Raw genomic sequence first — 14,043 nt, 5'->3', positions numbered from 1 at the left:
CGACTGCTGACATGGCCAGGCAATTGGCTTAGCGCCGGCGGCCGTAGCGATCGCTGAGCTTCTCCTCGATGGTCGTGGGTCCGGTCATCGGCTGGTCCGGCGCTGAAGCCGTCTGCTTTTCCCGTCGGCGGGCTCGGATCTCGGAGTAGGCGAAGTAGCCCAGGCCGATCGGCGCCAAGATGCCGAACGAGATCCATTGGATGCCGTAGGACAAAAACGGACCCGCGTCGAGGTGCGGTATGCCGAGCACACCCAGCCCCCCGGGTTGGTCTTCGACCAGTTGCAGATAAGAACCGGTCAGCGGCACTCCGGTCAACACCGAAACCTGTCCGGTGTTGATCGAATACACCTGCTGCACACCGTCTCTGGTGAACGGCTCCTTGTCCCGCATGGTTGGTTCGGAGTCGCGCAGCCGCCCCGTGATCGTCACGGTTTGATCGGGCGGGCGCGGGATCGGCGGTACGTGTGAGCCCGGCTGCGGCCGCACGTATCCGCGGTCTACGAGGACGGTTGGCCCGCCGTCCACGACGAATGGCGCCAGCACCTCGAACGCCTGGTCCCCTTCGACCACTCGCAACCGGGCCAACACCTGAACGTCCGCCAGATAATGCCCGGTTGCCGTGACCCTGCGCCACTGGGCAGCGGGTGCCGACGAATCCTGTTGCGGAAGAAACGTTTTCAATGACACCGGGGGAGTGTTGAGCGAGTATTCGATTTGCTGGTTCTCCCGTGAGGTCCTGGTGTTCTTCCCCAGCTGCCACGGCGCGAGCACCATGAAACACAGATAGGTGAACGCGACGACTACCAAGATCAGCGCGATCCAGCCCGGTCGCAGCAGGAACGCCAGGCCCCGGATCAAACGAGGCATCAACCGGATCCGTTCTGCGCGAGTCGCTCGTCGACCCAGTCGTGCAGGCCGGGCAGCGCCGCCTCGATCACGGCGAATGCCTCTTCGAAGTCGTCGTGGTCGCCGTAGTAGGGATCCTCGACATCGAGGGCATAGGCGCCGGAGCGCGGGTCGAACGAGCGCAGCATCCGTATCCGAGTGGCGTCAACCCCGAGTTGGCGCAGCAGCCGCACGTGGTTGCGGCCCAGGGCCACCACCAGATCGGCTGTCAAGTGATCGGCGTCGAGCTGTGCGGCGCAATGCTCGGTGGGGTAGCCGTGCGCACGCAGAACCCTGGTCGCACGCTCGTCGGCGCAGTCGCCGACGTGCCAGTTGCCGGTGCCCGCACTGGTCACTCGTACCGCGCCATCCAGACCACGCTGGGCGATCTGGTGGGCGAACATCTTCTCGGCCATCGGCGAGCGGCAGATGTTGCCGGTACAGACGAACGTGACATGGAGGGCACGCGGATCAGACACCCAGCACCCTCCGCAGCTCGGCCATCGTCGCGGCATGGGTCACGCCGGTGGCGTCGATCAACTCGGCGAAGTCGGCCTGCCCGTAGCCCCAGCCGACCACCACCGTGTCGATGCCATGTGCGGCCGCCCCCTCAACGTCGTGGCTGCGGTCGCCGACCATGAGCACGCGCTCGGGCAGCGGCCGCAGCTGGCCCAGCGCGTGGGTCAGCACCTCGGTCTTGCTGCTGCGGGAGCCGTCAGCGGTCGCGCCGGCAATGACCTCGAAGTGCTGGTCCAGCCCGAAATGGGCAAGGATGCGCCGGGCCGTCGGCTCCAGCTTGGAGGTGGCCACCGCCAGTCGGACGCCGGAGGCTTGCAGGTCGGCCAATAGTGCATCGATGCCGTCGAACAGGCTGTTCATCGCCCAGCCGCGGGTGCCGTACTCGGCGCGGAAGGCCGCGATCGCGTCGTCGGCGCGTCCGCCGAGCTCCATCGAGCGGAACGTTTCGTCCATGGGCGGGCCGACGATCTGCGCGGCAAGGTCGCCGTCGGGCACGTCGGCGCCGATGTGGCCGAGTGCATGCAGGAAGGACGCCACGATCCCGTCGGCTGAGTCGGTGAGGGTGCCGTCGAGGTCGAAGATCACCAGTTGTGGGCGGCAATCGGTGGCGCGCGCGGAGATTGTGCCTGTCACACGCCCATTGTCCTTGATCGGCGTGGTTGGCTGTGACGGTGTTGCCTAGACACTGCCGAGGCGGCGCGGCGGCCCACTAGTGTTTCACGGATGGCAAGTCTTGACACGAGCCTCGCGGCGGCGCGCTATCACGGCGATCAAGACGTCGCGCCCGGCATGCTGGACTTCGCCGTCAACGTCCGCCACGCGCATCCGCCGGGATGGCTAGTGCAGCGACTGGCCGCGCTGCTGCCGGATCTGGCCCGCTACCCAGGCATCCAGGATGTGCGTGTCGCGCAGGACGCGGCCGCCGCCCGCCACCGGCGAAGCCGCGACGAGGTGGCGCCGCTGGCCGGGGCGGCCGAGGGCTTTGCACTGTTAAGCAACCTGCGGCCGAGGCGGGCCGCGATCGTTGCACCCGCGTTCACCGAGCCGGCTGTGGCGCTGAACGCGGCCGGAATCCCGGTGCACCACGTCGTGTTGGAGCCGCCGTTCAGCCTGGACGGCGTGGCCGTGCCTGACGACGCCGATCTTGTCGTGGTGGGCAATCCGACCAACCCCACGTCGGTGCTGCACACCCGCGCGCAGCTTCTCGCGTTGCGCCGGCCGGGACGGATCCTGGTAGTCGACGAGGCGTTTATGGATTCGGTTCCCGGAGAGCCGGAGTCATTGGCTGGCGACCGCCTGCCCGACGTGCTGGTGCTGCGCAGTCTGACCAAGACCTGGTCGCTGGCCGGTTTGCGGGTGGGCTATGCGCTTGGCTCGCCCGACGTGCTGGCCCGGCTGACCGCACGACGCGCGCACTGGCCGGTAGGCACGCTGCAACTGGCAGCCATCGCCGCCTGCTGCGCGGTCGAGGCCGTCGCCGAGGCGGAGACCGACGCCACCCGGCTGGCAGCGCTGCGTGCGGAAATGGTGGCGGGTCTTAGATCGGTGGGTGTCACCGTCGTCGAAGGTCGGGCTCCGTTTGTCTTGTTCAGCACGCCAGGTGCCGACGTGCTACGAAACCGGCTGCAGAATCAAGGAATTGCGGTGCGCCGTTGCGACACGTTCGTTGGCCTGGACGAACGGTATCTGCGGGCAGCGGTGCGGCCGGAATGGCCGCTGCTCGTTGCGGAAATCGCCGAGGTGCTGTCGTGACTGTGCGCCTGCGCGATGTCATCGAGGTGCTGGACGAGGCGTACCCCCCGCGGCTTGCCGAGCCGTGGGATTCGGTGGGCTTGGTGTGTGGCGACCCCGCGGATGCGCTGGACTCGGTAACCATCGCGGTCGACGCGACACCGGCGGTCGTCGACGAAGTTCCCGAGGGTGGGCTGCTGCTGGCGCATCATCCGTTGCTGTTGCGCGGGGTCGACACGGTCGCGGCCAGCACGCCCAAGGGCGCGCTTGTGCACGGTTTGATCCGCACCGGACGTTCCCTGTTCACCGCGCACACCAACGCCGACTCGGCCTCACCTGGTGTGTCCGACGCGCTGGCGCAGGCTCTCGGCCTGAGCGTCGAAGCGGTGCTTGCCCCCTCGCCGGGTGCCGCAGGTGCCGCAGACCTCGACAAGTGGGTCATCTATGTGCCTCCCGAGAATTCAGAGGCGGTGCAGGCAGCGGTTTTTGAAGCCGGCGCCGGACACATCGGTGACTACTCGCACTGCAGCTGGAGTGTGACGGGTACCGGTCAGTTCCTGCCACACGATGGAGCGTCGCCGGTGATCGGCAGCATTGGGGCTGTCGAGCGGGTGACCGAGGACCGCGTCGAGGTCGTCGCACCCGCACGCGCGCGGCGCGGTGTGTTGGCGGCCATGCGGGCCGCACACCCCTACGAGGAGCCGGCCTTCGACATCTTCGCGTTGGTGCCGTCACCGGCCGGCGTCGGGTTGGGCCGCATCGGCACGCTGCCACAGCCCGAACCGCTGAGCGCATTCGTCTCCCGCGTCAGCGCCGCGTTGCCCCAGACATCCTGGGGCATCCGTGCCGCCGGCGACCCCGGCATGCTGGTGTCGCGGGTCGCGGTCTGCGGAGGCGCCGGGGACTCGTTGCTGGGCGCCGCGGCCACGGCAGACGTGCAGGCGTATGTCACATCAGACCTGCGGCATCATCCGGCCGACGAACATCGCCGGGCCTCCCAAGTGGCCTTGATCGACGTCGCACATTGGGCCAGCGAATTTCCGTGGTGCGGCCAGGCGGCCGAGGTGTTGCGATCGCATTTTGGCGCGTCGCTGCCGATCCGCGTGTGCACCCTCCGAACTGACCCGTGGAATCTCGAGAACGACACTGAAAGAGATCCGTCATGAAAGCCGAAGTAGCACAGCAGCGTTCGCTACTGGAATTGGCGACGCTGGATGCTGAGCTGTCCCGGATCGCTCATCGGGCCACTCATCTGCCCCAGCGGGAGGCCTACGAGAAGGTAAAGGCCGAGCACACTGCCGCCAGTGATCGGCTGGCCGCCGTCCGAATCGCGGTGGACGACTTGGACGCCCAGGTGTCGCGCTTCGAGGGCGAGATCGACGCGGTGCGCAAGCGCGAAGACCGGGATCGGTCGTTGCTGAGGTCCGGGGCGACGGATGCCAAGCAATTGGCCGATCTGCAACACGAGCTGGAAACCCTGGAGCGTCGTCAGGCCAGCCTGGAAGATTCCCTGCTCGACGTAATGGAGCGCCGCGAGGAGCTGCAAGCGCAGCAGCGGGCCGAGTTGCAAGCGCTCGATGGGCTGCAGACCGACTTGGACAGCGCGCAACAGGAACTCGACGCCGCACTCGCCGAGATTGATCAAGCCCGCAATGAACATTCATCGCGTCGCGACGCGGTGACCGCGACGCTGGACCCCGGCCTTTCGGAGCTCTACGAACGGCAGCGGGCCAGGGGAGGGGCGGGCGCCGGACAACTGCAGGGACACCGATGTGGCGCATGCCGGATCGAGATCGGCCGCGGCGAGCTGGCCCGGATCGCGGCGGCCGCCGAAGACGAGGTGATGCGCTGTCCGGAGTGCGGGGCGATCCTGTTGCGGGTCAAGGGATTTGAGCAGTGAAGGTTGTCATCGAAGCCGACGGCGGGTCGAGGGGCAACCCCGGGCCGGCCGGCTACGGCGCGGTGGTGTGGACCGCGGACCGCTCGACCGTGCTTGCCGAGAGCAAGCAGGCGATCGGCAGGGCGACGAACAACGTCGCTGAATATCGCGGTCTAATAGCCGGTTTGGACGATGCGGTGAAAATGGGTGCCACCGAAGTGGCAGTCCTGATGGATTCCAAGCTTGTCGTGGAACAAATGGCGGGGCGCTGGAAGGTCAAACACCCCGACCTCGTTGAGTTGCACGCCCAGGCTCAGGTGCTCGCGGCGAGGTTTCGCCGGATCACCTATTCGTGGGTTCCCCGGGCCCGGAACTCGCACGCCGATCGGTTGGCCAACGAGGCGATGGACGCCGCCGCTCGCGCCAACCGCAGGGTAAACAAGGCCACGGTGCCGGTCGCCGAACCCGCCAAGGTTGCAACGCAGTCCCCCGTCGCACCCGGGTGGACCGGCGCGCGCGGCATTCCCACCCGGCTGCTATTGCTGCGGCACGGCCAGACCGAGTTGTCGGTGCAACGCCGCTACTCCGGGCGTGGCAACCCGGTACTCAACGAAGTCGGATGGCGGCAAGCCGGCTTGGCGGCGCGGTATCTGGCGCAGCGCGGCGGGATCGCAGCAGTGATTTCCTCGCCACTGCAGCGTGCCTACGACACCGCGACGACCGCGGCACGAGCGCTGGGCTTGGACGTGACCGTCGATGACGACCTCATCGAGACCGACTTCGGTGCGTGGGAGGGGCTGACGTTCGCCGAGGCCGCCGAACGCGATCCCGAACTGCATCGTCGCTGGCTACACGACACCAGCACGACACCGCCGGGCGGCGAGAGCTTCGACGAAGTGATGTGGCGGGTGCGTCGGGCACGCGACCGGATCATGACTGGGCACGAAAACGAGACGGTGCTAGTGGTCTCACATGTCACGCCTATCAAGGTGTTGCTGCGGCTCGCATTGGGTGTCGGCCCGGGTGTGCTGTACCGGTTGCATCTTGATCTGGCGTCGTTGAGCATCGCCGAGTTCTATGCCGATGGAGCGTCATCGGTGCGGCTGGTCAACCAAACCGGTTACCTGTAGACACCTCGGTGCTAGCTAGCAGAGACCGCTGGGTACACCGCGTGCGGGGGTGGTTTCCTGACTGGGCATTGTCTGCGGAAAGGGCACCCGATAGGGGATTGCCTCGGCGATCTCTCCCGTCACTGGATTGGGATTCAACCCGATTGTTCCCAAATACACGTTGGGCACGCACTGGGGCAGTTTCGGCACTGCGTCGAGCAGTGGGTGACCCAAGTCGGGTCGCGATGGGTTGGGCGGGACGGCGAAGTTGAACGTCGATGTCATATCGCCGACCGTGCTGTCGCGCCAGGCGGTGAGGTTGGGAATCGGCACCCCGAACCGCTTGCCGATCAACTTCAGCTGTGAGGTGTGGTCGAAAACGTCATGGACCATCAGCGGGCCGCGGCTGTATGGCGAAATCACGATGCACGGGACGCGAAAACCCAAACCTATGGGTCCACGTATGCCGCTAGCGCCCGCCACGCTATTGATGTCGGCAACGGTGAGAAATTCGCCGGGAGTTCCCGCCGGAGGTGTCGGCGGTGTGACGTGGTCGAAGAACCCACCATTTTCGTCGTAGGCGACAATTAGCGCGGTCTTTTCCCATACCGCCGGATTGGAAAGCAAAATTCTTAACAGCTGCACAATGCCGATAGCGCCGACGGCCGGCGGGAATGCGGGGTGTTCGGACAACGGCGTGTTAGGAACCACCCAGGAAACCTGGGGCAGCCTATTGGCTTTGACGTCGGCGACGAAGTCGAGGGGGTAGGTCGGCGCGATGCCGAAGCGAGCCAAGTCTGAGCGGGGATCCTGGGCTTGCTTGAAATACGTCATTATTCGGTCATAGGTGTAGTTAAGGTAATGACTAGCGATTGGCCCGAGAGCTTTGCTGCGATACAGCTTCCAGCTGATGCCGGCAGCGCTGAGGTTTTCCGGCATGGTTGTCCAGCTGAACTGAGCAACCGGTTCGGCGGCGGGGCTAGTGAGTTGCGGGCCGCCGTTGGTGCCGCCGGGGTCGATCGAGGCGCTGATCCAGTACAGCCGGTTGGGCAGGGTGGGACCCAAAACCGAGCAATAGTACCGATCGCAGACCGTGAACGTGTCCGCCAACATGTGGTGGATGGGGATGTCTTTGCGGGTGTGATAGCCCATCGTCACGGGGACATTGCCCACCACCGGACTGGCACTGACCTGTGCCGGTAGCCAGTTATCGTTGGCACCGCCGTTCCAGGACTCGTGCATCGCCTTCCAGGAGTGGTCGGGGTCGTTCAGGCATTGGCCGTCAACGAACGGGCCTCGGGTGGTATCGAATCGGAACGGGATGGTGGTGCCGGCGGGGTCGAGTTGCTGCGTCTGCGGATTCCAGCCCTTTTGCTGGAATGCGGGCGACGGAGTGTTGAATCCATCGGTGCCAGAAAGAGTTCCAAAGTAATGATCGAATGATCGGTTCTCCTGTAAGAACAACACAATGTGCTCGATGTCGGTCAAATGCCCAGAGCACGGCCCAGCCCCGTAAGCCTTTTCTATCACCGGGCCGGCAAAGGACATTAGAGCGCCGGTGCCGCCCGCGGCGACCTTGGCAATAAACTCGCGACGAGACATTCCGCCGAACGGGTCTTCGCTCACCCCAATGCCTTCCGGTCCAATTTTCGGCTCACGCTATACTCGCTAGGGCGATTATTCGTGGCAGCTCAAACGGCGTGTCGGTATGCATTTTTGCCCGCGCCAAATAGACACGCGCTGTTAATGTCTGTGATGCTTCGGTCGCCGGATTCGACGCGCTAAATTTACCGCGGCGTCAGCGAAATAGCGTGATCGCCTGCTCCGGGCAGTTTTGCTCGCCGGCGACCGCCTGCGCCTCGAGTTCGCTGCCGACTTCCTCGGCACGCACGACGGAGTGGCCGAACTCGTCGGCGTCGAAGACGTCGGGCGCCAGCGTGTAACAGCGCCCGTGGCCGACGCAGCGATCAGCGTCGACGCAGACGCGAATCATCGTTGCGGCACCGCGAAGGTCAGCGGTAGCGCCTCCACAGACCTCAGAGCGGCGGTGTAGCTGAGCTCAACTCCGGGCTTTATCGCGTAGTCGGGAATGCGCCGGTGGAATTCGCGCAACGCCACCCGTAGCTCCATACGCGCCAGATGCGACCCGAGGCAGCGGTGCGGACCTCCGCCGAAGGCGCGGTGTCGGTTCGGATTGCGGTGGAAATCTACGAGCTCCGGATCCGGGAACTCGGCCGGGTCGGTGTTGGCGGCGCCGAGCAACGGGCTGACTCGCTCACCCTTACTGATGGGGCATCCACCCACCTCGACATCTTGCATGGCCACCCGCGCCACGCCGGGCACTGGCGTCTCCCAGCGCAACAACTCCTCGATCGCACTCGGCACGATATCGGGCTGCTCGACGAGCTCCCAACGGTGCTCGGGATGGCGCGCGAGATAGACGAAGAAGCAGTCGAGCGAGTCCGTCACTGTGTCGAGTCCTGCTATGAGGAAAAGGAAACAGATATCCAGGATCTCCTCGCGTGTGAGCGGCTGTTCGGCAATGTTCGCCGCGATCAGCGCGGACAACACGTCGTCGCGCGGGGCGGCGATGTGGTCGTCGATGGCCCGCTCGAAGTAGTCGTAAATTTGTTGCGCTACGCCTGCCGAGGCTTGGTGGCGGTCGTTGTAGCCGGCGGATCCCGCCGGGCGGATCACACCGTCCTTCCATTCCAGGAACTTGTCGAGGTCTTCCAGTGGTAGGCCGAGCAGTTGCAGGAAGACGGTGCAGGGAAGGGGTACTGCGAACTCGGCGTGAAAGTCGCATTCGCCGCGGTCGACGAAGCGGTCGATCATCTCGTTGACCAGCTCGGTGACGCGCGGTTCACGCCGCGCCATCTCCCGCGGAGTGAACAGCGGATCAAGGATGCGACGGTACTTCGCGTGGTCGGGTGGGTCGATCTGCAAAGGGATGAGCGGTCGCAGGTTGCCGAGATCGACCGCGTCCATGTTCGACGAGAACAGCTCGGTGTGCTTGAGTGCCATCTCGATGTCGGTAAGGCGGCTCAGCACGACCGCCTGTGGCGATCGAAACACCGGGTTTGATTCGCGCAGCGCCTTGTACATCGGCTGAGGTTCGGCGAGGCCCACCATCGCCTGGTCGACGAATGCTTCGGCTTGTGAGGCTTCGGTCATGTCGTCAGCCTCGCTCCAGCGTCCCGCCAGGGCAATGACTTTCCCGGGGTCAGCCGCTGGCCTCGCCATTGCGCAGCGGGTACCGTGTTCGTCGCGGACGAGTTGGCTGGGCGGCCGCGGCTTGAGTCGGTCGCAAGATCGGCGTCGAGTCGAGGAAAGTCCGGACTTCACAGAGCGGGGTGATTGCTAACAGCAATCCGAGGTGACTCGCGGGAAAGTGCCACAGAAAACAAACCGCCATCCTCGTGGTGGTAAGGGTGAAACGGTGCGGTAAGAGCGCACCAGCACTCCGGGTGACCGGGGTGGCTAGGCAAACCCCACCCGAAGCAAGGCCAAGAAGGTCGCACCGAAAGTGCGGCCGCGCAGGCGTCCGAGGGTTGCTCGCCCGAGCCTGCGGGTAGGCCGCTTGAGGCACCCGGCAACGGTGTGTCCAGATGGATGGTCGCCGCCGTGCCGCCGTTGGTTAGAGCCGCGGCGGTGTGGAACAGAATCCGGCTTACAGGCCAACTCGCCCGCCCTTTGCCAGGTCGCGGTGCCGGATGAGCGCCGAGTGCGAATCTCACGACGCCACACGCCGGTTGACCGTCGTGTGGTTCACGCTCGGCGGTTCGGGGCGCCCTCAGCGTCGTGCGCGGCGCACCGATTTGTCGAGTTTGCGCAGGGCCGCGTCGAGCTGGTCCCGGCAACTGTCGGCCAAGTCGGCCTCCTGCTGGTAAAGCAGGCCATAGGTGAACGTGTCTTCGCCTGCGGCGTGTGCGGCATCGACCTGCTGGATCAAATGCTGGCGACTGACCACGCTGTCTTGGTGATCGCCGAGCAACGTCTGGATGGCCTTCGCCCGTCGGGATACCTTGTCCTCGCCGGTTGCGGCCGCGGTATAACGCAAGCGTTTGGCGCGCTTTCGGATCCGGTGCAGCGCCTCGTCGGGGTCTTTCTGGTGGTCGCCGTCGTCGTCGCCGTCTTGATCGCCCTGGGCGGCTGCCTTTGCGGCCTTCCGGACGCGTTTGTAGGCGGCGTCAATAGTTATCGGGGTCGCCGGTGCCGAGTCTTGGCCGACCGTCGTGGCCGGGTTTTCGGCGACGAGGGCGTCGAGGGCATCAAGCAGGCGGAAGTAGCGTTTCGACCGCATCGCGATCAAAGACCGCCGCAGCCCTCTTTGATAGCGACGCCGGGCGCCGTCGACCAGGCGCTCCCGAACGGGTCCGCGCACCAGTTCCGGTGCCAGTCGGTCCAATTCGCGCTGGTAGCGTTCGCCGAGCACCTCGGCATCGCGCGCCACACCCAAGACGCTGGCGAGTTCACGTAGTTCATCGATGACCCAGGCCCCGTCGGCCAATCCGAACGAATCCTGGGCGTCCTTCAACAGGCTGCGGATCTTGCGGGTGGTCACCCGCATCTGGTGCACCGCATCGTAGGCGTCCGCGCGCACGGCGCGATCCCACACCAGTAGCTCCTCAATTTGCTGGGCGACGGCGCGATGCACCGGGTCCGCGGGTGGCGGTGTGCGCGTCGACGCAGCGGCAGAGGATGTCCGACCTAGGACCCGTGCCAGCTTGGAACCGTGGCCCGCGGGTGCGGCGCCGGCGTCGAGCAGCCGGTTGCCCAGCCGGTTCAGCAGGTCGTGACCAGCGGTCCCATCCGTTTGCTGGAGCTCCAGCTCCCACTCGCGCCACTGCTGTTCTTCGTGTCCGTCATCGGAGCCGCTGGCAGCAGCAGACGACCAGGCGGTGACGTGGTCGTTGCTGAACTCCGCCAGGGCAACGCCGTCGACGCCGTAAAGGATCTGGCTCTCGCGCTGGGTGGTGATTCGCGCGACGGGCTCGATCGGGCGGTCGCGAACGATCGCCAGCACCACGTCGAGCAACGAGGCCGGCACGGCTTCCCCGGTTGCGTCGGCGGACTCGAGCGGCGCATGAATTTCGGTGCGCGCGTCGGGCCCCGCCGGCAACTTCAGGTGCCACCCCGCGTCGGGCCCGCCGGTGCGGCGCCGCAGGGTGATCCGGTTGCGCGCCAGGTCCTGGGTCGGGGTGTCGAAGTACACCGCGTCCAGCGATTGCATCGGCAACTTTTCGACGCGGGCCACCGCGGCGATGCCCTCGAAGGACGGCGACACCGTCGACTCGACAACGTCGAACTTGCGCTCGACTTCCAGATGGCGCGCCGTCTTTGGCGCCTGTACCGGCATCTTCGCCTCCGTGGATGGTGATAGGCCCCCATAGAGTGCCACATCAGGGTTACGCGCCCTTCACCGATCCACTTGTCGTTTGCGGCGCAGTTCGCCCCGAAGAGCATTGCGGCCGAAGCTGTACCGGCTAAAAGCAGTGCTCGTCGGCCGGGAAAGCGCCGGCGGCAACCTCTTCCGCGTATTGCATTGCGGCGCGGCGTAATTCACCGGCGATGTCTGCATAGCGCTTGACGAAGCGGGCGGCCTTGCCGCCGCTGAGGCCCGCCATGTCCTGCCAGACCAGGACCTGGCCGTCGCAGTTGGGACCGGCTCCAATCCCGACGGTCGGGATGGTGAGCTTGCCGGTGATCTGGGTTGCTAGTTCGGCCGGCACCATTTCCATCACGACGGCAAACGCTCCCGCTTCTGCGACTGCGATGGCGTCGGCGATCGTCTGTTCCGCGGCGTCACCGCGGCCCTGGACCCGGAAGCCGCCCAGGGTGTTGACGCTTTGCGGAGTGAAGCCAATATGGGCCATCACCGGAATGCCTGCCGTGGTCAGGCACGCGATCTGCTCGGCTACCCGTTCACCGCCCTCGAGCTTGACGGCGTGCGCGCCGCCTTCCTTCATGAACCGGGTAGCGGCGGCCAATGCCGCGGTGGGTCCGGCCTCGTAACTGCCGAACGGCAGATCGGCGACCACCAGCGCGTGCGGGGCACCCCGCACTACGCCACGGACCAGCGGGATCAACTCGTCGATCGAGATGGGCACCGTCGTGTCGTAGCCGTAGACGACGTTGGCTGCCGAATCTCCGATCAGCAGCACCGGAATGCCGGCCTCGTCGAAGACCCGGGCGGTCGAATAGTCGTAGGCCGTAAGCATGCCCCACTTATGGCCTTCGGCCTTCCATTTCTGCAGGTGGTGGGTGCGGATCTTGGTGCGCGGTGCCGGGGCGTTGGCAGTGTTGGCAGGGTTAGCCCCATAGACATTCTGCTCAGACATCACTGTCCCTAGTGCTGGTCGGGTCGATCCTCGTGGCCCTGTAGGTTTGGTCCTGATGGGGTCCCCGGGTTCGTCTGACTCCAACAGTCTGCCATTTTGTCCATGTAGATGCACCGTGTTGTTCGCCACCGGCATACGATCTGCGGATGCAGCGGCTCAGTGGACTCGACGCCAGCTTCCTGTACTTGGAAACCTCCTCCCAGCCCATGCATGTTTGCTCGATCATGGAATTGGATACGTCGACCATGCCCGGCGGCTACACCTTCGACCGACTGCGCGACGCATTATCGCTGCGCATCAAGGCGATGCCGGAGTTCCGCGAGAAGCTTGCCAATAGTCTGCTGAACCTCGACCATCCCGTCTGGGTTGATGACGAGAACTTTCAGCTCGATCGGCATTTGCACCGCATCGGCTTGCCATCGCCGGGCGGGCGCGCGGAAATGTCGGAAGTCTGCGGCCACATCGCATCGTTGCCGTTGGATCGCAGGCGGCCGCTGTGGGAGATGTGGGTCATCGAAGGCGTCGCCGGCACCGACTGCCATCGCAAAGGCCGCATCGGGGTCATGACCAAGGTGCACCATGCAGGCGTGGATGGGGTGACCGGCGCCAACTTGATGTCGCAGTTGTGCACCACCGAGGCCGATGCGCCCCCGCCCGACCCGGTGGATGGGGTCGGCGGCGGCAGCGGCTGGCAGATTGCCGCCGGCGGCTTGATCAGGTTCGTCACCCGGCCGCTGAACCTGGCGAATGTGGTGCCGGACACCGTTTCCTCGGTGGTTGGGACACTGCTGCGGGCCCGGGACGGCTTGACCATGGCGCGTCCGTTTGCCGCACCGCGCACGGTCTTCAACGCCAGAATCACTGGCCGGCGCAACATCGCCTATGCCCAGCTGGACCTCGAAGACATTAAGACAGTCAAGAACCACTTCGGCGTCAAGGTCAACGACGTGGTGATGGCGTTGGTGTCCGGGGTGCTTCGGCAATACCTGGCCGAGCGCAACGCGTTGCCCGACGCCTCACTGGTGGCGACGGTGCCGGTGTCGGTGCATGGCAAGTCGGATCGCCCCGGCCGGAACCAGGTTTCGGGCATGTTTGCCAGCCTGGAAACCAACATCGCCGACCCCGCGGAACGTCTGAAGGCGATCGCCGCAGCGAATTCCGTTGCCAAGCAACATAGTTCAGCCATTGGTGCCACGCTGTTGCAGGATTGGTCACAGTTCGCGGCGCCGGCCGTTTTCGGGATCGCGATGCGGGTCTATGCCAGCACCCGGTTGACGAGCTTGCCGGTGCACAACCTGGTGGTGTCCAACGTGCCGGGACCACAGATCCCGCTGTACATGTTGGGTTGTGAGGTCAAGGCGATGTACCCGCTGGGGCCGATCTTTCACGGCTCAGGTCTCAACATCACCGTGATGTCGCTGAACAGCAAGCTGGATGTCGGGCTCATCTCCTGCCCGGACCTGTTGCCGGACCTATGGGAGATGGCCGATGAGTTTGCCATCGGCATGGAAGAGCTGCTGGCTGCGTGCGAGAGATCGCCCGGCGATGGCCGCTAACCAGGAATTTGAGTCTTCTCTG

The 14,043-nt window shown here is 65.3% G+C and carries 13 protein-coding genes and 1 other RNA gene; 6 read left to right on the top strand and 8 right to left on the bottom strand.

The features are described from left to right. Positions 1-28 precede the first annotated feature (28 nt). From MSIMFI_RS18035 to MSIMFI_RS18025, 3 genes are read right to left on the bottom strand one after another with little or no spacing between them, the layout of a single operon-like run. A complete protein-coding gene (locus MSIMFI_RS18035; protein ID WP_191498482.1) occupies positions 29-868 on the bottom strand; it encodes an SURF1 family cytochrome oxidase biogenesis protein in 840 nt (279 codons plus the stop codon). After that, positions 868-1,365: a low molecular weight protein-tyrosine-phosphatase gene (locus MSIMFI_RS18030; protein WP_191498481.1), complete on the bottom strand. Its 498-nt coding sequence runs from the start codon at positions 1,363-1,365 to the stop codon at positions 868-870. Before MSIMFI_RS18030 ends, MSIMFI_RS18035 begins: the two co-directional genes overlap by 1 nt. Beyond that, positions 1,358-2,038, bottom strand: coding sequence for an HAD-IA family hydrolase (locus tag MSIMFI_RS18025; RefSeq protein ID WP_396820352.1), 681 nt, complete (start codon positions 2,036-2,038; stop codon positions 1,358-1,360). The genes MSIMFI_RS18030 and MSIMFI_RS18025 overlap by 8 nt, the downstream gene beginning before the upstream one ends. A gap of 90 nt (positions 2,039-2,128) precedes the next feature. On the opposite strand from MSIMFI_RS18025, the gene cobC reads away from it, so the two are divergent. The 4 genes from cobC to MSIMFI_RS18005 are packed head-to-tail and all read left to right on the top strand — an operon-like array spanning position 2,129 to position 6,145. Further along, on the top strand, positions 2,129-3,157 hold the full coding sequence (gene cobC / locus MSIMFI_RS18020; protein ID WP_191498480.1) for an Rv2231c family pyridoxal phosphate-dependent protein CobC: 1,029 nt from the start codon (positions 2,129-2,131) through the stop codon (positions 3,155-3,157). After that, the gene (locus MSIMFI_RS18015; RefSeq protein ID WP_191498479.1) at positions 3,154-4,302 is read left to right on the top strand and encodes a Nif3-like dinuclear metal center hexameric protein; all 1,149 of its coding nucleotides are present in this window, start codon (positions 3,154-3,156) and stop codon (positions 4,300-4,302) included. Before cobC ends, MSIMFI_RS18015 begins: the two co-directional genes overlap by 4 nt. Then, positions 4,299-5,036, top strand: coding sequence for a zinc ribbon domain-containing protein (locus MSIMFI_RS18010; RefSeq protein WP_191498478.1), 738 nt, complete (start codon positions 4,299-4,301; stop codon positions 5,034-5,036). The genes MSIMFI_RS18015 and MSIMFI_RS18010 overlap by 4 nt, the downstream gene beginning before the upstream one ends. Beyond that, positions 5,033-6,145 carry a bifunctional RNase H/acid phosphatase gene (locus tag MSIMFI_RS18005; protein WP_191498477.1) on the top strand — a complete coding sequence of 371 codons (1,113 nt, stop codon included), beginning with the start codon at positions 5,033-5,035 and terminating at the stop codon, positions 6,143-6,145. Before MSIMFI_RS18010 ends, MSIMFI_RS18005 begins: the two co-directional genes overlap by 4 nt. A gap of 15 nt (positions 6,146-6,160) precedes the next feature. On the opposite strand, the gene MSIMFI_RS18000 is transcribed toward MSIMFI_RS18005, so the two are convergent. From MSIMFI_RS18000 to MSIMFI_RS17990, 3 genes are all read right to left on the bottom strand, one after another. Continuing rightward, entirely contained in the window at positions 6,161-7,750 is a 1,590-nt protein-coding gene (locus MSIMFI_RS18000) for a phospholipase C (RefSeq protein WP_224770304.1), read from the bottom strand. A gap of 172 nt (positions 7,751-7,922) precedes the next feature. After that, entirely contained in the window at positions 7,923-8,117 is a 195-nt protein-coding gene (locus MSIMFI_RS17995; protein ID WP_191498476.1) for a ferredoxin, read from the bottom strand. Continuing rightward, positions 8,114-9,298 carry a cytochrome P450 gene (locus MSIMFI_RS17990; protein ID WP_191498475.1) on the bottom strand — a complete coding sequence of 395 codons (1,185 nt, stop codon included), beginning with the start codon at positions 9,296-9,298 and terminating at the stop codon, positions 8,114-8,116. The genes MSIMFI_RS17995 and MSIMFI_RS17990 overlap by 4 nt, the downstream gene beginning before the upstream one ends. A 98-nt stretch (positions 9,299-9,396) precedes the next feature. Between MSIMFI_RS17990 and rnpB the strand changes: the two genes are divergently transcribed. Further along, positions 9,397-9,813: RNase P RNA component class A (gene rnpB, locus MSIMFI_RS17985), an RNA gene on the top strand. A gap of 104 nt (positions 9,814-9,917) precedes the next feature. Here rnpB and MSIMFI_RS17980 read toward each other — a convergent pair. Then, positions 9,918-11,483: a CYTH and CHAD domain-containing protein gene (locus MSIMFI_RS17980; RefSeq protein WP_191498474.1), complete on the bottom strand. Its 1,566-nt coding sequence runs from the start codon at positions 11,481-11,483 to the stop codon at positions 9,918-9,920. 127 nt (positions 11,484-11,610) lie between these two features. Further along, the gene (gene panB, locus MSIMFI_RS17975; protein ID WP_186243664.1) at positions 11,611-12,465 is read right to left on the bottom strand and encodes a 3-methyl-2-oxobutanoate hydroxymethyltransferase; all 855 of its coding nucleotides are present in this window, start codon (positions 12,463-12,465) and stop codon (positions 11,611-11,613) included. Between the two features lie 146 nt (positions 12,466-12,611). Here panB and MSIMFI_RS17970 point away from each other — a divergent pair, with 146 nt between their 5' ends. Then, complete coding sequence (locus tag MSIMFI_RS17970; RefSeq protein ID WP_186243663.1) at positions 12,612-14,021, top strand: WS/DGAT/MGAT family O-acyltransferase; 1,410 nt, start codon at positions 12,612-12,614, stop codon at positions 14,019-14,021. Positions 14,022-14,043: the final 22 nt, after the last annotated feature.

Source organism: Mycobacterium simulans, assembly GCF_900232995.1.
GTDB lineage: Bacteria > Actinomycetota > Actinomycetes > Mycobacteriales > Mycobacteriaceae > Mycobacterium > Mycobacterium simulans.
The sequence above is the reverse complement of the archived record's forward strand: the minus strand, read 5'-3'. Positions and strand labels throughout refer to the sequence as shown.

Bases quoted from the DNA above. Each gene is read 5' to 3' on its own strand.
- MSIMFI_RS18035 (WP_191498482.1), bottom strand. From the start codon at position 868: ATGCCTCGTTTGATCCGGGGCCTGGCGTTCCTGCTGCGACCGGGCTGG.
- cobC (WP_191498480.1), top strand. From the start codon at position 2,129: ATGGCAAGTCTTGACACGAGCCTCGCGGCGGCGCGCTATCACGGCGAT.
- MSIMFI_RS18010 (WP_191498478.1), top strand. From the start codon at position 4,299: ATGAAAGCCGAAGTAGCACAGCAGCGTTCGCTACTGGAATTGGCGACG.
- MSIMFI_RS17995 (WP_191498476.1), bottom strand. From the start codon at position 8,117: ATGATTCGCGTCTGCGTCGACGCTGATCGCTGCGTCGGCCACGGGCGC.
- MSIMFI_RS17990 (WP_191498475.1), bottom strand. From the start codon at position 9,298: ATGACCGAAGCCTCACAAGCCGAAGCATTCGTCGACCAGGCGATGGTG.
- MSIMFI_RS17980 (WP_191498474.1), bottom strand. From the start codon at position 11,483: ATGCCGGTACAGGCGCCAAAGACGGCGCGCCATCTGGAAGTCGAGCGC.
- panB (WP_186243664.1), bottom strand. From the start codon at position 12,465: ATGTCTGAGCAGAATGTCTATGGGGCTAACCCTGCCAACACTGCCAAC.
- MSIMFI_RS17970 (WP_186243663.1), top strand. From the start codon at position 12,612: ATGCAGCGGCTCAGTGGACTCGACGCCAGCTTCCTGTACTTGGAAACC.